Genomic DNA, 20,928 nt, shown 5'->3' on the forward strand with positions numbered 1-20,928 from the left:
GGGTCCGGCCCCTGAACCCGGACCCGGTTCCCCTCCCAAGGCGGACCACTTTGACCACCACTGTGTCTACCAAGCGCACCCGGCCCCGGGGAGACGGGGCCGCGGCGCTGGCCTTCCTCACCCCGTCGATCCTCACGTTCCTGGTGTTCGTGCTGGCCCCGACGGTCGGCGTCCTGATCCTGAGTTTCTTCGACTGGAACCTGCTCAGCGACGGCACCTTCGCCGGGCTGGACAACTTCCAGCGCCTCTTCACCGACGAGCGGCTGCTCGGGGTCTACGGGTCGACGACCTACATGGCCCTGGCGATCCTGGCCGTCAACGTCGTGCTCGGGCTGCTGCTGGCGGTGCTGCTGGAGACCAGGATGCCCCGCTGGATCAGGGCGTTCTTCCGGCTCTCGTTCCTCTTCCCGTTCGTCGTGTCGGCCTCGGCGGTCGCGCTGATCTGGCGGTTCCTGCTCAACAAGGACCTCGGCCTGGTCAACTACGTGCTCGGGCTGACCGGCCTCGACCGCATCGACTGGCTCGGCAGCTCCACCTGGGCGCCGATCTCAGTGATCATGGTCAACTCGTGGAAGACGATCGGGTTCTCGATCCTGGTCTACATCGCGGGCCTGCAGTCGATCCCCAAGCAGCTGCGCGAGGCCGCGATCGTCGACGGCGCGGGCGCCTGGACCCGCTTCTGGCGCATCACCTTCCCGCTGCTCTCGCCGACCATCTTCTTCCTCGTCGTGATCAACACCATCAACTCCTTCCAGATCTTCGCCGAACCCCGGGTGCTCACCCAGGGCGGCCCGGGTGACTCCAGCCGCACGATCGTCGAATACCTCTACGACCGCGCCTTCGGCGACTTCGACCTCGGCTACGCCTCCGCGATCGGCATCACGTTCGCGCTGGTCCTGGTCGTGCTGACCGCCATCCAGTTCTGGTTCTCGCGCAGATGGACCCACTACCAATGAGCAGCCGACTGACCGCCGGGCACGTCGCCGCACGCGTCGTGACGTTCGTGATCCTCGTGGTCGCGGCCGTCGCCATCACCGCGCCCTTCCTGTGGATCTTCCGGGGGGCCTTCTCGGGCTCCGACGCCGAGCTCTACCGCCTCCCGCCGACCTTCCACGCCGAGAACCTGACGCTGGACAACTTCGGCAAGGTGACCGAGCAGGTGCCGTACTTCCGGTTCTTCCTGAACTCGATCATCGTGTCGGGGACCGTGACGATCGCGCAGCTCATCACCTGTTCGACCGCCGCCTACGCGTTCGCCCGGTTGCGGTTCCGGGGCAAGGGCGTGCTGTTCGCCGTGGTGATCGGGTCGCTGATGATCCCGATCCAGGTGACGATCGTGCCGCTGTTCCTGGTCATGTCGAAGATCGGCATGACGAACTCGCTCTGGGCGCTGATCTTCCCGGGCATCTTCTCCGCGTTCGGCATCTTCCTGCTTCGCCAGCACTTCATGGCGCTGCCGTACGAGCTCGAAGAGGCCGCCAAGATCGACGGCGCCTCGCGGTTCCACACGTTCGCGCGGGTCATCATCCCGCTGTCGGGGCCGTCGATCGCCACCCTGGGCATCCTGTGCTTCACGTACTGGTGGAACGACCTGCTGCTCCCGCTGGTGATGATCTCCGACACGGAGAAGCAGACGCTGCCCGTCGGGCTCGTGCTGCTGGCCGGGCGGTTCTCGACCGGTTCGCTCGGCACGATCGCGGCCGGCATCGCGATGGCGATCGTGCCCGTGCTGATCGTCTTCATCGCCGCGCAGCGCTACATCGTCCAGTCGATCGCGTCGAGCGGACTGAAGCTCTGATGACCACGTTCCTGAAACCCGCGTTCCTGCTGTTCTGGCGGGAGCTGCCCCGTGCGGTGCTGGCGGGGGTGTTCTTCCTCGCCGCGCTGGTGCCGCTGATCACCTCGGCGCTGGTCGGCGGCCCCTCCTGGATGACCGCGCTGGCCGCCCTGCCGCCGTCGCTCGCGCTCACCTCCGTCGCCCGGTTCTGCGCGCTGGTCGCGCGCGGCGAGGCGCCCAAGCTGACCGAGCTGCGCAGATTCGATCCGGTGCTCGCGCTGTTCGTCGCGGGGTGCGCGGTGCTGACCGACGTCACCGTGGTCGCGGGCGCGCTGGCGATGGTCGTGCTCCCGTACGCCCTCGCCTACGGCGCCCTCCGCGGGAAGCCGGGCCTGGCGGCGTTGCGGGGCGGCGCGATCCTGGTGGCGTTCAAGCCCCTGTGGGCGCTCACGATCGTGGCCCTCTACTGGCTCGGCGGGTTCGCCGCCGCCGCGTCCACCGGCGTCCTCGCCGTGGTCGTCGTGCCGTTGCTGCTGGTCGTGACGGCCACGCAGACGATCGGCCTGCTCGATGAGATCGACAGCCTCCAGGGTCGGACGTGGCCGGCCCGAAGGTGACGATCTACCAGGTGGCTGCCCAAGCCGGGGTGTCGGCGGCCACCGTCAGCCGGGTCATCAACGGCGCCCGCGTCTCGCCCGAGACCGAACGCAAGGTGCGGGCCGCCATGACGGAGCTGAGCTTCACCCCCAGCCGGGCCGCGCGCCGCCTGCGCGGACAGTATTCCGAGGTCATCGCCCTGATCATCCCCGACGTCGAGAACCCGTTCTTCACCGCGCTGGCGCGCGGCGTGGAGAACCGGGCCCGCGCCGGGGGCTACTCGGTCGTGTTGTGCAACACCGACGACGATCCGGAGCGCGAGCAGACGTACATGGGCATCGCCCTGGCCGAGCACATGGCCGGGGTGCTGATCGCGCCCGCCGACGGGGCCAGCGACGTGCAGAGACTCATCGAGCACGGGGTTCCGGTGGTGGCCGTCGACCGCAGCCTGCACCGCCCCGACGTGGACGCGGTCACCGTCGACAACCGGGCCGGCGGCCGGGTCGCCGCCGAGGTGCTGCTGGCGGCCGGGTTCTCCCGGGTCGCCTGCATCACCGGGCCGCGGTCGGTCGAGACGGCACAACTCCGGATGGAGGGCTGGCGCCAGGCCACCGCGTGGTCCGGCGACCGGCTGCTCCGCTACGCCGACTACCGCGTCGACGGCGGCCGGACCGCCATGCGCGACCTGCTGTCGCTGCACGAGCCGCCGGACGCCGTCGTGGTCACCAACAACCTGATGGCCGCCGGGGCGCTCGACGTCCTGCGCGAACGCGGGCTCGAACCGCCCCGGTTCGGCCTGGCCGTATTCGGTGATCTTCCTTTCACGTCGCTCGAACGCGAGGGCGTGCGGGTCGTCGACCTGCCCGCCCGCAACCTCGGCGAGGCCGCGGCGGCCCTGCTGCTGGCCCGCATCGCCGGCGACGACGGACCCGCGCGCACGGTCATCCTGCGCGACACGAACACCCGGGAGAGATTGTGACGTTGTTCTTCGGTGTCGACATCGGCACCTCGTCGAGCAAGGGCGTCCTGGTCGACGGCTCGGGAACCGTTCTCGCCTCCTCCGTACGCGAACACCGGGTCGCCCGCCCCCACCCCGGCCACGTGGAGATGGACGGCGAGGTCTGGTGGGCCGAGTTCGTCTCCCTGGCCGAGGAGCTGACCACCGGCAAGGAGATCACCGCGGTCGGGGTGAGCGGCATGGGCCCCTGCGCCCTGCTGACCGACGCCGACGGCGTCCCGCTGCGCCCGGCGATCCTCTACGGCGTCGACACCCGGGCGTCGGAGGAGATCTCCGAGCTCAACGAGCTCCTCGGCGGCCCCGCGGCGATCCTGGACCGCTGCGGGTCGATCCTGTCGTCCCAGGCCGTCGGCCCCAAACTGCGGTGGGTGGCCAGGCACGAGCCGGAGGTGTGGGCCAGGGCGCGCCGCCTGTTCATGCCCGCGTCGTGGCTGCTCCACCGGCTGACCGGCGAATACACCCTCGACCACCACTCGGCCAGCCAGTGCACCCCCATGTACGACGGCACCGGCTGGGACCCCGAATGGGCCCCGCTCGTCGCCCCCGGCCTGGAACTGCCCCGGCTGCGCTGGTCCGACGACATCGCCGGGACGGTGAGATCGAACCTGGCGGGCATCCCCGCCGGAACCCCCGTGATCACCGGCTCGATCGACGCCTGGACCGAAGCCGTCAGCGTCGACGCCTGCAACCCCGGCGACCTCATGCTGATGTACGGCACCACGATGTTCCTCATCGCCACGGTCGGCCGCCCGCTGCGCACCCCCTCGATGTGGGGCACGGTCGGCGCGTACGCCGGCTCCCACAACCTCGCCGGGGGCATGGCCACCTCCGGCGCGATCACCTCGTGGCTGAGCGACCTGACCGGAACCGGTTTCCCGGCCCTGCTCGCCGAGGCGGAGGCCTCCGGGCCCGGCGCGCACGGCCTGCTGATGCTGCCCTACTTCGCGGGGGAGCGCACCCCCATCCAAGATCCCGACGCCCGCGGGATCATCGCGGGCCTCACCCTCAGCCACACCCGGGGTGACCTCTACCGGGCCGCCCTGGAGGCGACCGCGCTCGGTGTCCGGCACAACGTCGAGGCGCTGCGCGCGGCCGGCGCCGAGGTCTCGCGGGTGGTCGCGGTCGGCGGCGGTGTCCAGGGCGGGCTGTGGACCCGCATCGTCAGCGACGTCACCGGCCTGCCGCAGGTCATCCCGACCACCACAATCGGCGCCTCCTACGGCGCCGCCTACCTGGCGGCCCGCGCGGCCACCGGCGCGGCCATCACCGACTGGAACCCCCCGGCCACCACCGTCACCCCCGTGCCGGACCCGGCCTACGACGAGCTCTACACCCTCTACCTCGACCTCTATCCCGCCACCCGCGAGATCTCCCACGCCCTCGCGGCCCGGGAACGCCGCCTTTCCACCGGAGGAACCCGCTGATGTACACCTTCCCCCCGACACCCGAACGCCCCGCCGCGCCGCCGAAGACCGCCTACCTGATCGCCAGCGGCGACCTGCGCCTGTCGGCCAACCTGGCGGGCTGGCCCACCCAGGTCAAGATGGAGGCCGACGTGACCGCCGCCTTCGCCGAACTCGGCTGGACGGTCGTGCGCGCCAACGACGTCGACCCGGCGACCGGCCACGGTTTCATCTCCAGCCAGCGCATGGGCCTGGAGGTCTTCAAGACCATCCCGCCGGACGCCCCCCTGATCGTCGCCGAGGCGGTCTGGCAGTACAGCCACCACGTGCTGGCCGGTCTGCGCACCCACCAGGGCCCGATCCTCACGGTCGCCAACTTCGAGGGCACCTGGCCCGGCCTCGTCGGCCTGCTCGGCCTGAACTCCGGCATGACGAAGATGGGAGTGGCGTACTCGACGATCTGGAGCGTCGACTTCCAGGACGACTGGTTCAAAGCCGGCATCAAGAGCTGGGTGGAGACCGGGACGATCCCGCACGACGCCTCCCACGTCCACGACCTGCCGAAACTGCCGGAAAGCCCCGAACGCGACCTGGGCGTCGCCCTGGCCCGCCAGCTCCTCACCGACAAGGCGATCATCGGCGTCTTCGACGAGGGCTGCATGGGCATGTACAACGCGATCATCGACGACGAACTGCTCAACCCGATCGGCATCTACAAGGAACGCCTGTCGCAGAGCGCGTTGTGGGCCGAGATGCTCCGCACCTCCGACGAGGAGGCCGACGCCGTCGGCGCGTGGCTCCGCTCCCAGGGCATGACCTTCCGACTGGGCACCGACGAGGCCACCGAACTGACCGAGGCCCAGCTCCGGTGGCAGTACAAGATGTACATCGCCGCCCTGCGCATCAGCGACGACTACGGCCTGGACGCTGTAGGCATCCAGTACCAGCAGGGATTGAAGGACCTCTCCCCGGCTTCCGACCTGGCCGAAGGCCTGCTGAACAACGCCTCCCGCCCGCCCGTCACCTCCCGCGACGGCTCCCGCGTGTTGTGGCAGGACGCCCCGCTCCCGCACTTCAACGAGGCCGACGAAGGCGTCGCCGTCGACGCCCTGGTCACCAACCGCATCTGGACCGCCATGGGCCTCGACCCCGCCACGACCCTGCACGACGTGCGCTGGGGCGAGGAGTACGCGGGCCAGTTCGTGTGGGTCTTCGAGATCTCCGGCTCGGTCCCGCCGTCACACTTCGAGAACGGCTACGCCGACGCGGTCGGCTGGCGGCAGGACCCGGTCTACTTCCCGCTGGGCGGCTCGACCATCAAGGGCGTCTGCAAGCCCGGCGAGATCGTGTGGAGCCGCGTCTTCATCCAGGACGGCGAACTCCACGTGGACCTGGGCCGCGCCTCGGCGATCTCCCTGCCGGCGGAGGAGACCGAACGCCGGTCCCAGGCGACGACACCGGCGTGGCCGATCATGCACGCGGTCTTCCACGGGGTCAGCCGCGACCAGTTCATGGCCCGGCACAAGGCCAACCACCTGAACGTGGCGTACGCGCCTGACGGGGAGACGGCGGACAGGGCGCTGGTGGCGAAGGCGGCGCTGTTCGAGGAACTGGGCGTGAAGGTGCGCATCTGCGGAGACGCGAACGTGTGACGACCGGAGAGCGGTGCCGTCGCCGGTCATGGGCGGCGGTACCGCTCACAAACCGTCTCGTGTGGCCTCCCGGGAACCAGGCGGTCCCATTCGTCGACCGTCAGGTTGCGCGCCGCCCCACGGCACACCTCGTCGTGCAGGACGTTCTCGCGCGGTTGAGCGATCTTCCACATGCGGACGGCGCCCGACACCGTGACCGCCACGAGCAGGCCGTTACCCAGTGCAAAATCCAGAAAACCGACCTTGCCGCTATGAGGGGCGGTGAGGGTGGCGCCGAGTTGCCTGCCACTGACCGTGTCCCAGATGCGGACGGACCCGCCGACGTCGCCGGTCGCGAAGGTGGTGTCGCCGAGGAAGACGAGAGCCAGAACGGATTTGGCCGACGCCCGCATCCACGCGACCTGCTCTCCACTCGATGTATCCCATAACCGGATGACTCCGTCGATGTTCCCTGTGGCGAGTCGCCGTCCGTCGGGGCTGAAGGCGACCGCCTCGACGCCGGTCTCGGTGTTGAGCACGTGTCTCCTCCGCCCGGTGGCCGTGTCCCAGACGGCGGCGACGGCGTCCGTTCCACCGGTCGCGAGAGCGCTCCCGTCGCCGTTGAGGGCCACCGACCGCACGAAGTGCTTGTGACGGGCGTACGGCTGACGGGGCTGCGGACGACCGGCGAGATCCCATACCAGCGCCGTGTAACTCCATCCGCCGGCCGCCAGTTTCCTGCCGTCCCCGCTGTAGGCGAGGGAGTTCACCGGCCCCGTCCGACCGACGAGTGTGGTGGTCATCGTGCCGTCGGGACCGGTGGTCCACGTCCGCACCTCACCCGACTCGTGGCCGACCGCCAGGTGCTTTCCGTCAGGGCTGAAGTCCATGTCGTGAGGGACGCCGCCTGAGCCTGCGGGCAACTCGTGGGTGATCCGGCGCCTACGGACGTCGTACAGGGAGACTCCGCCGTTCTCCAAGCCGAAGGCGACGACGTCACCCTGCGGGCGGATCGCGACCGAATAGGCCGCGTGAGAGGCGCCCGACAGATCGGAGCCGAAGGTGGTCACCATCGGCACCTGCCACAGGCGGACGCGACCATCGGAGGCGGCGGTGGCGAACGTTCCGCCGGGCCCGAAGGCGACGGCGTTGACCGGCTCGGAATGACCCAGCAGGGGTTGTGCCGCCTGCCTCCGGCCGTCGGCGTCCCACAAGCGCACAGTGTCGTCCTGCCCGGTCGAGGCCAGGAGATGGCCTTCGCGTGCGAACGCGACCGCGCGCACGTATCCCGTGTGGCCCCGCAGAGGCGCCCCCACCCGAACGCCCGCGGCCGGGTTCCACAACCTGATCGTTCCGTCGTCGCCGCCGCTGGCCAGAAAGGCGCCGTCGGATGAGAACGCGACCGAGGTCACGCGGTCTCCGTGGCCCCTGAGGACGTGGACGGCGGAGGTCGATCGGTTCGGATCCCACAGGCGGACGGACTGGTCCGCACCGCCACTGGCCAGCAGGCCGGTCCCGTGATCGAACGCCAGCGACGTCACCGCACCTCGATGACCGGCGAGTTCGCGGACGAAGCGGTGGGCCGCCACGTCCCAGATCCTGATCAGCCCGTTCTGTTCGGCCACCGCGAGAGTTCTGCCGTCGGGGGCGAACACGACCGCGTTGACCTGTCTGGCCTCGTCGAAGGAGTCGATGACCTTCCCCGTCCGAGGCTCCCGGATACGGACCCCGTCTCCTCCCGCAGTGGCCAGTCGCCGTGCCTTCGCGTCGAACGCGACCGACTCGACCGGCACCGTATGGCCGGCGAGACCCCGGAAGAGTGGTCTGCGGGTGGCGACGTCCCAGATCTCCAGCTTGCCCTCGGTGGCACCGACCACCAGCGTCCTGCCGTCGGGGCTGAAGACGGTGCTCAACGCCTTCTCGGCATTGATGGACAGGACCGCCCGCCCGGCTCGGGCGAGTGCCGCCCGCAGTGCCCGATGGGCCTCCTTGCCCTGGTCGTAGTGCCATGCAGTCGCCGCGAGCAGTTGCGAAACGGCCGGATCATGGTCGCCGATGACGACGCTGCTCTCCGCGAGGTGCCGGGAAAGCTGCAGGTCGGCCTCGCGCGCGGCAAGATCCGCACGGACGGCCAGGAACGAGGCTGTGAGGGCCGACACGGCCAGCGTGGCGGCCACAGTCGCCTTCGTCCTGGCGAAATTCCTCTCGGCCCGCACGCTGCGGCGGACGAAGGCCTCCTCCTCCGCCGTCAGCCGTTGTGCGGCGGGCTCGTCGGTCTGCCACTGGGCCCGGACGACCTGAAGCGCCCTGAGAGCCGCTCCTCGATAGAGGAAGTCCTTGCTCCGGCCGCTTTCCTCCCAGCGCCTCGTGTCCCTGACCAGCGCGCGGTGGATGACCCGTGCCGTGGAAGTCTCCTCATGCAACCACGCCCGGAGCGTTGACCAGGAGGTCAGCAGCACATCGTGGGCCAGGGTGACGGACGACTCGCTCATGACCACGACCCGGGCGCGGGCAGCCTCGTCGAGCAGGGCGTCGACGTCGTGCTCCGCGTCGGGGTGCCGGGCGTAAAGATCGGAGTAGGCCACCGGCTTCCGTACGAAGGATTGTTCCCCCGCGTCCTCGACCATGCGGAGGAACACCGGCCGCATCAACGCCCGTTGCTCGGAGGTCAGCGCGGCGGACATCGCCTCCGTGGCGTGTTCGACGACCTTGGCGATACCGCCGCTCTCCACGTAGCCCCTGATGGTGAGCACATTGCCCTGACGTCGCTCCCACGTGTGCGCCATCGCCTGCGAGAGCAGGGGGAGGACGGCGTCGATGGGGCCGTCGACGTCGATGTCGTCGAGGACGAAGTCGGCCAGCCCCTGCTCCGGTTCCAGAGCATGGGCCAGCGCCGGCCCGGTGATCGCGGCCCTGAACTCGAGTTCGGACATGGGACCGACCAGGAAGAGCCCGTTCGAAACGGCCTCCTGGAGGTGCGGATACGACGCGAAAGCCGAGAGGTAGTCGGCCCGCACCCCGATCACGATCGCCGCCAACGGATCGGCGCGCAGACCTGCCGGGGCCTCGCCCAGGGAGGTCAGCGCGGCCACGAAGGAGCGGATGACGAGATCCCTGCCGGGCGCGGGAACCCGGGTGAAGACCTCCTCGAACTGGTCGACGACGACAACCGCTTTGCCGGTCCCGGGCAGTCCGCTCACAGATCGGGCGAGCAGGGCGTCCCGCAGACAGGTGTGGGCGCTGGAGGGGGATTCGAGCAGGCGCTCATGCACGGACCGGGTGTCCAGGTAGCCGATGGCCGCGATTCCCGCGGCGAGGATGCCGAGGGGGTCGTCGCCGGGGGTGAGGACGACCTGCGGCCAGTCGGCGGACCCCGGTGTGGCCAGGAGCCCGTCCTTGACCGAGGAGAGCAGGCCGGCCTGGATCAACGACGACTTCCCGGCTCCGGAGGACCCGGTCACCACGACGGACACGGGGGAGCCGAGACGTGCGCTGAACGTCATCAGCAACTCCGTCGTCAGCGCTTCACGGCCGTGGAAGAGAGCGGCCTCGGTGGTGTCGAAGGGCCGCAGCCCCGGATAGGGGCACTGCTCGGGAGATCCTGAGAGCACCGGCGCGTTCCCGTCTCCGGGTGTGGCGCCGCTTCGGACGAGAGCCAGCATGCTCGCCGTGTCCCGGCGGAGGTGGATGAGATCCCTGGTTATGTCGAGATGGTGGTTCTTGGCCGCCTGGAGGTCCAGGGCGGCGCTCTCCACCCCGATCTGGATCTGGGTGAGCTCCTCGAGCGCCAATTGGAGGAGGAAGTGTGTCTGCTGGCCAGAGCGGGCGACGGCCGCGTAGACCTGGGCGACCTCACGATGCAGGGCGGCTTCCTGCTCCTTGACCGTCTCCAGCGCCGCCTGCGCCAGGTCCAGGCGCCGCACGATGTCCCCGGCCTCCGACAGGAGTGCGTCGCGGGTTCCGGCGTCCGCGAACGCCGCCTCAAGCCGGGCGAGCAACTCCGCCTCCACCTGCTCGGGAGTGTTCACCCGGCCGCGCATCGACTGGATACTCCGGTCGAGCACTGCCGCCAGCATGTTCCCGCCCACGGAGTCCACGACGCCGAGGCCGGGTCCGAGCAACGACTGTCCCTCAAGCAGAGCCTGGGCCACGGGGGTGAACGCCCCCGCACACAAGATGAGCAGAAGGGTGTGCGGGGCCGCTCGTAATGCCGCCGTGCCGGTGCTTCTGACCGCTCGGAGCAGGGCGCCGCCCGCACCCTTCCGCATGCGGTCAGGAGCACTCCCCCCTTCGGTCATGGCCGGCGATACACCTTCACCCAATCGACGTACATCCGGACGAGCTTCGGGGTCGCGCCGTTCCGGCAGCATTCGGGGTCGTTCTGCAACGCGAGTTGCATGACCGAAGTCGTGGGAATGTACTTCCGGTCGGTGATGGAAACGGTCTGTTTGCCGTCGACCCAGAAGGTAATACGGTTGGGCAGCCAGTCGACGGCGACGGTGTGCCATCTGGTGAAGTTCTTTCTGACGAGCCAGTCGCACTTGTCGTCATTCGGGCCGAAGTGCAGAAAGTGCAGGGCCTTCTTCCGGGCGCCGTCGTGCATCTCGATGAGATTGATCTCGCCGTCGTCCGGCCATTTCGCGATCGGTTCGGGAGGCCACAACAGAACGACCGGGCGGAAGCCGGCGCCCCTGTCCGCGCGGACCCGGACTTCCCATCTTCCATACTTGATCCGCTGTTTGTGGATGAGCCCACCGTAGGTCTCCCGGCCGCCGCGAAGCCCGCTCGCGATCTCGAGTGCCCCATTGCGCACCTGGATGGCTTCCCTGACCCGGGGGATCCGGTCCTTGGGATAGTGGTAGATGAACCAGTTGTTCTTGTTGGGACCGCTGCCGGTGAAGTCATCGACGAACGTCGGCTTCCCCCAGTTGAGTTTGGGCGCCTTTCCGGCGGACGGGCACGCCTTCGTGGCCGCCGCCGCGTGTTCCAGACCGACGGCCTCCGCCGGAGCCGTTACGGTGAACGCCCCGACCAGAACGGCACCGGCGGCGACGGCCGTGATCCTTTTTGCTGGCAAGATGCCTCCTCGTGCTCTTCCCGGACGGACGTTTCACCGGTCCGGGCAAGTAAGGAAAGGATCACCGGCGGCTCCTCTGTGGAATAGTCGTTGCCTATTAGCCTGTGATCCTGGCAATACGCAATCGATCATGAATTGAGGTCCGCAAGTGACTTCTGGGGAGGAAGATTTCGGATTCCGGTTACGGCGTGTGCGGTTGGCCAAGGGAATGTCGCAGAAAAGCCTGGCCGAAATCGTTCGCTACGACACCGGCCACATCAGCAGAATCGAGCGCGGCGAACGCCGGCCGACACGGTCCTTCGCTCTCCACTGCGACGGCGCGCTCGAAGCGGACGGGGCTCTGATCTCCGTGTACGACGACCTGTTCGGCCGCCGGGAGTCGACCGTCGCGGAGGATTCCCCGCCGGTGACGAACCCCATCACATGGATCATGACACTCGGGGCCGACTTCCCCGGAGTGTCGGGCCTGCACCTGGTCAGTCACCGGGAACTGCTCGGGATCCTGGGGCCCGTCGTCACGTCCACGGCCCGGGCGGGCTGGCCCGTCGCCGGTCGCGAGCAGGCTCTGCGACTCTGGGCCCCGATGTTCGAACTGACACGCCATCTCGGCAGATCGGCGACCCCTCGGCTGGTCTTCCCGCTCGCGTTGATCATCGCGCGGGGCGTGGACCAAGTGGTCGGGCACTCCACTGGCCGGATGAGGGCCAAGGCCCTGCTCCTCGGGTCCCGGGTCTCGGAGTTCGCCGGGTGGATGGCGCAGGAGCTCGGAGACGACACGCTGGCACTTCACTGGACCGACCGGGCCGCAGCGATGGCCAAGGAGGGCGGCGACCGTGAGCTTGTCGACTACTGCCAGGTCAGAAAGGCGCTCATCGCCCTCTATGGTCGCGATGGGCGGATGGCGGCCGGACTGGTGGAGCACATCACGGTGCGCGGTGGGACCGGGTCAAGGCTGAAGTGGCTGGCGACTCTCCGCATGGCCCAGGGGCAGGCCCTCGCGGCCGACGTGACCGGGTGCCGTCGCAGTTTGGAACGTGCCCGTGCGTTGGCGGACTTCTCGCTCACGTCGATGACGAACACTCCGGACCTGGGCCCGAGCACCGTGCCCGATCTCACCGCCATCGTCACCGGAGGGTGCCTGGTCGAGCTCGGCAGCCCCGGGGAGGGGATGCGGATGCTGGAATCCGCCGTCGGTTCGATTCCCTCGTCCTCACATCGGAGCCGGGCCAGGTTCGGCCTGAAACTGGTCGCCGCCCGGCTGGCCGTGGGAGACGTCGGGACGGCGACGGAGGAATTGGAGACGTTGTTGCACTCCGTGGACGTGGTGGACTCGGCGACGATCAGGAAGGAACTCCATGACGTCGATGTTCTGCTACGCAGATGGGCCGGTCATGAGTCCGTCGCCGCCATACGGCCGAAAATCGCCGTCGCCCTGGTCAGGTGAGCGATGGCGGCGATCTTCGTCAACTACCGGAATGAGGACGCTGCCTGGGCCGTCGTTCTGGACGGTGAACTCAGCCGACGGTTCGGTGCGGACATGGTCTTCCGGGCACCACGGTCGATCACGCCGGGGCAGGACTTCGAGGTGCGGCTGCGTGAGGCCGTCCGGCATTCGTCCGTCTTGATCGCGATCATCGGCCGCCGCTGGTTACTGCCGGACGAGCAGGGGCTCCGGCGCATCGACGCTGCGGGCGACTGGGTTCGTACCGAGATAGCACTCGCCTTCTCCACGGGTGTGCCGGTAATTCCCGTGCTCGTCGACGACGTCGGCCGGTTGTCACCAGACGCCCTGCCTCACGACATCTGCCAGTTGGGGAGATGCCAGTACCTGCGGCTCCACCATCGGAACTCCGCCCGGGACCTCGCCAGGATCGGCGACGAGCTGTCGGCGATGGTGCCCCGGCTGTCCAGACGTGACCGGCGCAGCGACGCACCCACACTGGTCGAGGCACTGCCCCGGGACGTGCACGGATTCGCCGGGCGTCGCCGGGAGCTCGACACGGTCCGCGCCCTGGCCGGAAGACACGGTGTCGTCACCATCGCCGGCAAACCAGGCGTGGGCAAGTCGGCGCTGGCCATCCACCTCGCCCATCTGATCGCCGACAGATACCCGGACGGGCAGCTGTACATCGATCTGCGGGGGATGCGGCCCGATCCGCTCCTGCCTGCCGCCGTGCGTCGCGCGGTCACCCGCGCGCTCGACTCGGGCCCGGGTGACGACGACAACGTCGAGTTGCGCTACCAGGAACTGCTCCGGCGGCGGCGCCTGATCGTCGTTCTCGATGACGCCGCCGACGAGGATCAGGTCCGCACCCTCCTGCCGAACGGAGGCGACAGCGTCGTTCTCGTGACGTCGAGACGACCGCTCGCCGATCTGGCCGAGGCACCACCGGCCGTGACTCTTGACACCATGCCGCCAGACGACGCGTACGCCCTGTTCGCGGGTCTCGCCGGGGAGCAGCGGCTCGACGCGGAGCCAGGCGCGACGGCCGAGATTCTCCGGCATTGCGGCGGATTGCCGCTGGCCCTTCGGATCGTCGGTGGCCGCTTGCGGAGTCGGCCACGGTGGCGGGTGTCCGAGCTCGCCCGCCGCCTGGCCGACGAGAAACGCCGGCTCGACGAGCTCCGCCTGGGCGATCTGGAGGTGCGGGCGTCGATCAACCTCAGCTACCTCGAACTCCTTCCCGCCACGGCCGACGTGCTCCGGCGGCTGTCCGCGGCCCCTGGTTCCGACTTCGGGCTGGAGGTCGCGGGAGCGGCCGCGGAGTTGTCGATAGGCGATGTCGAGATCGCGCTGGACGAGTTGGTGGACGCCCAGCTCATGGACGCTCGCACCGCTGTGCGGTTCCATTTCCACGATCTCATCAGGCTGTTCGCTGCTGAGCTCCTGCCCGAGTCCGAGCGGCTCGATGTGATCCGCCGGGTGACCGGTGTCTATGCCGCCCAGATCAAGATGGCCGCCGCAGCCCTCGGCAGGCAGGGGCCGGTCGCCAGGCTGGAACTCGCGTACGAGAACGATGTCTCTCCGACGCGGTGGCTGGGCTTGGAGAGACAGAACCTGCGGGCCGCCATCAACAGCGCGACCGACCCGTCAGACGTCTGGGAGATCGCGAACGCGCTGCTGCCGTGCCTGGAACAGACCAGTGCGCACTATGGCGAACTTCTGGAACTCGTGGACATCGCGGAACGGGCCGCCACGGCCCTCGGAGACGAGGTCCTGATGATGAGGGCCGAATGCCATCGGGGACGGGTTCTTCGCAGAGTCGGAAGGCTGCGGGACTCGGTCGCGGTCCTCGGCCGTTCCGCCGTGTACTTCGTCGGCGCAGGACAGTTCGAGTCGGCGGCGGACGCGTATTTCTGGCTCTCGCTGGCGGCCCGTGAACTCGGCAGCCTCGACGAGGCGGCCCTGGCACTCGCCGAGGCGTTCACGCTGCACGTGCGCACCGAACGCTACCTGGACGCGGCCGGCATGCTGATCGAGGTGGCGATCATCCTCAAGGAACGGCGTCGTCTTGACGAGGCCGCCGAACTGTTGCGATTCGTCCTCGGCTATCTCAGACCCGCGATGCGCACCACTGGTGACCAGCGGCGCGTCGCGTGGGGACACGAGAATCTCGGCGCCGTGCTGAAAGAGCTCGGGCAGATCGCCGAGGCGGTAGAACAGCACGAAACCAGCCTCCGGCTATTCCGAACGCTCGACCTCACCTACGGGGAGGCGTGCGCCACGCGGAACCTCGGGCATTGCGCGCTGCTCTCGGGACAGCACGCACGAGCAGTCGATCTGTTCTCCGACAGTCTCGCCCTGTACCGGAAGATCGGAGAGCGGAGCGGCGCCGACCAGGCGCTCGCCTCCACATTTGTCGCGTTGCTGCGGGCGCGCCGCCCGGTCGCGATGGTGCGGATGGCGATCGTGAACCTGGGAACCGTCCGGCGGGTTCTCGCGTCGGCGAATGTGCGCGCCGTGTTCCGCCGCACCCTTCGCCCCGGCGGCGAGACCGTCGATCTTCCCCTGGAGGAAGCACTGCCCGAACGCCTGATGAGGGTCCTGCGTGACGCACCAGGTCAGCTGATCGATCGTCAGCCACTCCGAGGCCTTGAGTGACAGGCGTCCCGCTCACTGTGTGCACTTCTCCACATACCGGAACTGCCTGGTCGGCAGCCTCCGTACTGGTACGCGAATCACTTCTACAGACAAGGAACTGAGATGCGTACCTTCATCACCCGGCTGTCCACCGTCACCCTGGCCGCCGCCGCGCTCGCCGCGACCTTCGCCGGCACCGGCAACGCCGCGACCGCCGGCACCGTCGAGCTGAGGAACGGCAAGATCACCTACACGGCCGGCGCGCAGAGCATCAACAGCGCGTCGATCACTCTCTTCAACGGTCAGATCGCCGTCTTCGACACGGTGAACCTGACCCCGAAGGGCGGCTGTGTGCAGCTGTCGCCGCGGGCGGTCACCTGTGGCACCGGCGCGACCGAGTTCTCCGCCGACCTGGGCGACCTGAACGACTCCTTCAGCGTCGGGGTCTCCATCCCCGGCACCGTCAACGGCGGCGACGGCAACGACAACCTCATCGGCAGCAGCCGGTCCGCCCAGGGGCACGCCGTCACCTGGATCGGCGGCACCGGGACCGACACGATCTCGTACAAGAGCGGTGACCGATCGGTCCGGGTCAGCCTCGACAACAACGCCGGCGACGGCCGCAACATCGACAACGACAACGTCCGCAGCGACGTGGAGAACATCGTCGGGTCCACCTTCGGCGGCGACTTCCTGATCGGCGCGAACGCCAACAACCGCATCGACGACGGCGGCGGCGCCGGCGACAGGCTGTTCGGGATGGGCGGCAACGACGAGTTGCTCGCCAAGGACCTGGCCAAGGACACCGACCTCGACTGCGGCCAGGGCGTCGACTCGATCGTCATCGACAAGGGCGGCCTCGACCCTGAGCCGGTCGCCTGCGAGGACGTCCAGCCCTTCTGACCCCGAAACATGAGCACGGCGCTCCGCTCTGGCGGGGCGCCGTTTCCCGTGCGCTCGCGCGGCATCCTGGCGCACGCAACCGGCAAAGGCTTGCCCATGTCCCCGAGCCCCGCGCCCTCTTTTCGTCAACGTGATCCACGTCGGAGGGGGCCCGCCCCTCCCTCGTGAAGGGCGTCCGATGACCACCGAGATCAACGCCGACCTCACCGCCGCCGCTGCCGCCGAGCACGCCTCCAGCCTCGGCACCGCCGCGGCCCGCAACCTCGCCACCACCACCAAGTCCGTCCCCCAGATGCAGGGCATCTCCTCCCGCTGGCTGCTGAAGGTGCTGCCGTGGGTGGAGGTCGCCGGCGGTACCTATCGGGTCAACCGCAGGCTCTCTTACACCATCGGCGACGGCCGCATCCAGTGCCTGAAGACGGGCGCGCGGGTCCAGGTCATCCCGCAGGAGCTGGGAGAACTGCCGCTGCTGCGGGGGTACGGCGACGGCGAGGTGCTGGCCGCGCTGGCGAGCCGGTTCACGCAGACCGAGTACGCCCCCGGCGACCTGATCGTCGCGCCGGAGCAGGAGGTCGACCGGTTCCACATTCTCGCCCACGGCAAGGTCGACCGGCTCGGCGCCGGGAAGTACGGCCACGCCGTCTCGCTGGGCGTGTTGTCCGACGGGGCCTACTTCGGCGAGCAGGCCCTCATCGACGACCACGGCGTCTGGGAGTTCGGGTTCCGGGCGGTCACCCCGTGTGTGCTGCTGTCGTTGACGAAGGAGGCGTTCGCCGAGGTCGCCGACCGGGCGGCGGGGCTGCGGGCGCATCTGGACGCGCGGCTGCACGCCGAGACGCCGCACACCGACGCCGACGGCGAGGCGGCGATCGAGTTGTCGTCGGGGCACTCCGGCGAACCCACCCTCCCGCACACCTACGTCGCCTACGAGACCCATCCGCGCGAGTACGAGTTGTCGGTCGCGCAGACCGTCCTGCGGGTGCACTCCCGGGTGGCCGACCTCTACAACGAGCCGATGAACCAGGTGGAGCAGCAGCTGCGCCTGACCGTGGAGGCGCTGCGGGAGCGGCAGGAGCACGAGCTCGTCAACAACCGCGACTTCGGGCTGCTGCACAACGCCGACCACGGCCACCGGATCTCCACCCGGTCGGGGCCGCCGACGCCGGACGACCTCGACGACCTGCTCGCCGTCGTCTGGAAGGAGCCGACGGTCTTCTTGGCCCACCCGCACGCCATCGCGGCGTTCGGCCGTGAGTGCTCCAAGCTGGGCCTCTATCCGAACACGGTGAACATCTTGGGCCGGGAGGTGCCGGCCTGGCGCGGCGTGCCCATCCTGACCTGCAACAAGATCCCGATCAGCGACACCGGGGTGTCGTCGATGGTGCTGATGCGCTGCGGCGAGGAGAACCAGGGGGTCGTCGGGCTGCACCAGACGGGGCTGCCGGACGAGTACGAGCCCGGCCTCAACGTGCGGTTCATGGGCGTCAACGAGCAGGCGGTCATCTCCTACCTGGTGAGCGCCTACTACAGCGCCGCCGTGCTGGTCCCGGACGCGCTGGGCGTGCTGGAGAACGTCGAGCTCGGGCACCGGGACTGAGCGTGCGGCCCTTCGAGCTGCCCGACTTCTACCGCCCCTGGCCGCCGAGGCTGAACCCGCACGTCGAGGGGGCCCGCGCGCACAACCGCGCCTGGGCCGCCCGGCACGGGCTCATCGACGAGAGCGTCTGGGACGCCGCCTGGGCCGACTCCATCGACCTGGCCCTGTTCGCGGCCTACTGCTTCCCGGACGCGACCCCGGCCCAGCTCGACCTGCTGACCGACTGGTACGTCTGGGGCTTCTACTTCGACGACTGGTTCCTGCGGCACTACAAGGCGACCGGCGACGTCGCGGGCGCGGCGGCGTGGCTGGCCGACGTGCGGGCGTTCATGCCGGTGGACCTGGCGCAGCCGGTGCCGGCCGCCGAGGACCCCGTACAGGCGACTCTGCGGGAGTTGTGGGCGCGGACCGTGCCGGGCACGACCGAGGAGTGGCGGCGGCGGTTCGGCGACAACACCTTCGCGCAGATGGACGACGCCTTCTGGGAGCTCGGCAACCTGGCCGAAGGGCGGGTGCCGAACCCCATCGACTACCTCGAACGGCGGCGCGGCGCGGGCGCGGGCCGGTGGGTGGCCGACCTGATCGAGCTGGTCAACGGCACGCCGCTGCCGGGCCACGTGTGGGCGTCGCGGCCGGTGCAGGTCCTGCGCGACACGTTCACCGACGCGCAGGTGCTGCTCAACGACGTGTTCTCCTACCAGCGGGAGACCGAGCAGGAGGGCGAGGTCAACAACTTCGTCCTGGTGCTGCGCGAGTTCCTCGGGATGACCCCGCAGGAGGCCGCCGACACCACCAACGACCTGATCACCTCGCGCCTGCTGCAGTTCGAGAGCACGCTGCTGACCGAGCTGCCGGACCTGCCGCTGACCCCGGCCGAACGCCTGGCCGTGGTGAACGTCGCCCGGTCGCTGCAGGACGCCAACGCGGGCTCCCACGAGTGGCATCTGCGCTCGTCGCGGTACATGAACGAGGCGACCAGGGACGCCGACCCGAGGGTGCCGGTGTGGCGTCACCCGATGGGGCTCGGCACGTCGGCGGCCCGGTTGTGGGCGGGCCACCGCCCGGTCGACCGGCGCGTGTCGTTCCGCCCGCCGCCGCAGCAGCGGCCCGCGTCGAGCGCGTTCGCCGGGGCGGCCCGGACCGCCGCGGCCGACTGGGCGCGGCGCATGGGGCTGCCCTATTCGCCGCAGGCGGTGTCGTGGGCGGTCACCGCGCACTGCGGCGTGCCGCGTGACCGGCTGGAGGTGCTCGCGCAGTGGTACGTCTTCCTCGCCGCCCTCGACACCGCCGTCGACCGGCTGTTCAAGGCCCGCCGCGACCCGGCCGGCGGCAGGGCGTTCCTCCGGCGGCTGCCGCTGTTCCTCACCGGCGCCCCGCCCGCGCCGGTCAACCCGGTCGAACGCGGCCTGCGCGACCTGTGGGGGAGGGCCCCGCTCGACGCGGCCCACTTCGAGCGGCTGGTCGCGGTCCGCGAGTGGGAGCTCGGCAACAGCGCCCGCGAACGGGTGCCCGACCCGGTCGACCTCCTGCAGACCCGCCGGGCCGAGCACGCGGGGCTGATGGTGGATCTGGTCGTGTACGGCCTGGGCCTCCCGGCCCCCCACCGGGGCGCGCTGGAGGAGTGCTTCGCCGATCTGGCGACGGCGCGGCGCGACCTGGTGACCTACCAGGACCGGATCGGGGTGCCCACCGAGGTCAGCAACGGGGTGCTGGCCCTGCAACGGCTCCTCGGCTGCGACCTGCAACGGGCCGCCGACGTGGTCGGCGACCTGCTGACCGCCCGCCGCGCCCAGTTCGACCGCCTCGCCGCCGAGGCGCCGGACCACTACGTGGCCGCGTTGCGGACGTGGCTGGGCGGCGACCTCGGCGAACACACCCGGCTGGGCATGTCGGGCCTGGGCACGAGAGGAGCACACGCGTGGCGACCAGCCTGACCCCGGGTGCGGCCCGCACCCTGGCCACGACGACCAAGACCCCGCCGAAGACCGCGTCCACGACCCCGCGATGGCTGCTGGAGATCCTGGAGTGGCGCGACCTGCCCGGCGGCGTCTACCGGCGCACGAGCACGGTGCGCCGCACGATCGCCCGCCGGGGCAGCTCCCAGCCGGGGGTCCAGGTCACCGCGGGCCACACGGGGGAGCCGGAGATCCCCGGCATGTACGTCGAATACGGCCACCCCCCGCGCGAGTACGAGCTGACCGCCGCTCAGACGATCATGCGCGTGCACCGCCGGGTGGGCGACCTCTACAACGACCCGTACGACCAGTACGGGGAACAACTGCGGCTGACCCTCGACGCCCTGGCCGAACGCAAGGAGCTCGACCTCGCCCGCGCGCTCCTCCAGGCCCCGCCCGCCCGCCACCGCGTCACGGCGCAGGGCCCGCCCACCCCGCTCGACCTCGACGGCCTGATCTGCAAGCAGACCTCGCCGCGTTACCTGCTGGCCCACCCTCGGGCCATCGCCGCGTTCGGCCGCGAGTGCAACCGGTTCGGCGTCCGGCCTGACGAGGTCGAGTTCGCGGGCCGCCGGGTCCTCGGCTGGCGCGGCCTGCCGTTCCTGCCGTGCGACAAGCTGCCGATCGCAGCCGACCACACGACGAGCATCCTCGTCGTCCGGCCGGGGGAGCGGCGCCAGGGCGTGGTGGGCCTGCGCCCGCCGGAGACCCCGGTCGTGCGCGAACTCGGCACCACGCGGCAGGCCGTCACCGAATACCTGGTGAGCGAGTACTACGGCGTGGCCGTGCCGATCCCCAACGCCGTCTGCGCCCTCGACGGCGTGCAGGTGGTGCGTACTTCGACGCACTGAGCATTCCGCCACCGACCCCGCGTCCTCTCCCGCCGAGA

Annotated in this window: 14 protein-coding genes; 12 read left to right on the plus strand and 2 right to left on the minus strand. The window is 69.8% G+C overall.

Annotation, left to right across the window (positions count from 1 at the left end; genetic code table 11):
- The first annotated feature begins 50 nt into the window (after positions 1 to 50).
- From QSK34_RS05090 to QSK34_RS05115, 6 genes are read left to right on the plus strand one after another with little or no spacing between them, the layout of a single operon-like run.
- Entirely contained in the window at positions 51 to 956 is a 906-nt protein-coding gene (locus QSK34_RS05090) for a carbohydrate ABC transporter permease (RefSeq protein WP_285580438.1), read from the plus strand.
- A complete protein-coding gene (locus QSK34_RS05095) occupies positions 953 to 1,798 on the plus strand; it encodes a carbohydrate ABC transporter permease (RefSeq protein ID WP_161478347.1) in 846 nt (281 codons plus the stop codon). Before QSK34_RS05090 ends, QSK34_RS05095 begins: the two co-directional genes overlap by 4 nt.
- Positions 1,798 to 2,394 (plus strand): hypothetical protein, encoded by a 597-nt coding sequence (locus QSK34_RS05100; protein WP_285580439.1) that lies wholly within the window; start codon positions 1,798 to 1,800, stop codon positions 2,392 to 2,394. Before QSK34_RS05095 ends, QSK34_RS05100 begins: the two co-directional genes overlap by 1 nt.
- 11 nt (positions 2,395 to 2,405) lie before the next feature.
- Positions 2,406 to 3,353, plus strand: coding sequence for a LacI family DNA-binding transcriptional regulator (locus tag QSK34_RS05105; protein ID WP_285580441.1), 948 nt, complete (start codon positions 2,406 to 2,408; stop codon positions 3,351 to 3,353).
- Positions 3,350 to 4,816 carry an FGGY-family carbohydrate kinase gene (locus QSK34_RS05110; protein ID WP_285580443.1) on the plus strand — a complete coding sequence of 489 codons (1,467 nt, stop codon included), beginning with the start codon at positions 3,350 to 3,352 and terminating at the stop codon, positions 4,814 to 4,816. Before QSK34_RS05105 ends, QSK34_RS05110 begins: the two co-directional genes overlap by 4 nt.
- Positions 4,816 to 6,447, plus strand: a complete 1,632-nt coding sequence (locus QSK34_RS05115) for a hypothetical protein (protein ID WP_285580445.1) — start codon at positions 4,816 to 4,818, stop codon at positions 6,445 to 6,447. The genes QSK34_RS05110 and QSK34_RS05115 overlap by 1 nt, the downstream gene beginning before the upstream one ends.
- A 26-nt stretch (positions 6,448 to 6,473) precedes the next feature.
- Here the strand turns inward: QSK34_RS05115 and QSK34_RS05120 are convergent, their stop codons facing one another.
- Both QSK34_RS05120 and QSK34_RS05125 read right to left on the minus strand, forming a co-directional pair.
- Positions 6,474 to 10,694, minus strand: coding sequence for an nSTAND1 domain-containing NTPase (locus tag QSK34_RS05120; protein WP_285580447.1), 4,221 nt, complete (start codon positions 10,692 to 10,694; stop codon positions 6,474 to 6,476).
- Positions 10,695 to 10,720: 26 nt separating this feature from the next.
- Positions 10,721 to 11,503, minus strand: coding sequence for a glycoside hydrolase family 16 protein (locus tag QSK34_RS05125; RefSeq protein ID WP_285580449.1), 783 nt, complete (start codon positions 11,501 to 11,503; stop codon positions 10,721 to 10,723).
- Positions 11,504 to 11,651: 148 nt separating this feature from the next.
- Between QSK34_RS05125 and QSK34_RS05130 the strand changes: the two genes are divergently transcribed.
- From QSK34_RS05130 to QSK34_RS05155, 6 genes are all read left to right on the plus strand, one after another.
- The gene (locus QSK34_RS05130) at positions 11,652 to 12,947 is read left to right on the plus strand and encodes a helix-turn-helix domain-containing protein (RefSeq protein ID WP_285580451.1); all 1,296 of its coding nucleotides are present in this window, start codon (positions 11,652 to 11,654) and stop codon (positions 12,945 to 12,947) included.
- 3 nt (positions 12,948 to 12,950) lie between these two features.
- Positions 12,951 to 15,605 carry an ATP-binding protein gene (locus QSK34_RS05135; RefSeq protein WP_285580453.1) on the plus strand — a complete coding sequence of 885 codons (2,655 nt, stop codon included), beginning with the start codon at positions 12,951 to 12,953 and terminating at the stop codon, positions 15,603 to 15,605.
- A 102-nt stretch (positions 15,606 to 15,707) separates the two neighbouring features.
- Positions 15,708 to 16,487 carry a hypothetical protein gene (locus QSK34_RS05140; RefSeq protein ID WP_285580455.1) on the plus strand — a complete coding sequence of 260 codons (780 nt, stop codon included), beginning with the start codon at positions 15,708 to 15,710 and terminating at the stop codon, positions 16,485 to 16,487.
- Positions 16,488 to 16,665: 178 nt separating this feature from the next.
- On the plus strand, positions 16,666 to 18,084 hold the full coding sequence (locus tag QSK34_RS05145) for a family 2B encapsulin nanocompartment shell protein (RefSeq protein WP_285580457.1): 1,419 nt from the start codon (positions 16,666 to 16,668) through the stop codon (positions 18,082 to 18,084).
- Between the two features lie 2 nt (positions 18,085 to 18,086).
- The gene (locus QSK34_RS05150) at positions 18,087 to 20,018 is read left to right on the plus strand and encodes a terpene synthase family protein (RefSeq protein ID WP_285580460.1); all 1,932 of its coding nucleotides are present in this window, start codon (positions 18,087 to 18,089) and stop codon (positions 20,016 to 20,018) included.
- Positions 20,003 to 20,890 carry a hypothetical protein gene (locus QSK34_RS05155; RefSeq protein WP_285580462.1) on the plus strand — a complete coding sequence of 296 codons (888 nt, stop codon included), beginning with the start codon at positions 20,003 to 20,005 and terminating at the stop codon, positions 20,888 to 20,890. The genes QSK34_RS05150 and QSK34_RS05155 overlap by 16 nt, the downstream gene beginning before the upstream one ends.
- Positions 20,891 to 20,928: the final 38 nt, after the last annotated feature.

The sequence above is a fragment of the Herbidospora sp. NBRC 101105 genome (genome assembly GCF_030269205.1).
In the GTDB taxonomy this organism is placed as follows: Bacteria; Actinomycetota; Actinomycetes; order Streptosporangiales; family Streptosporangiaceae; genus Herbidospora; species Herbidospora solisilvae.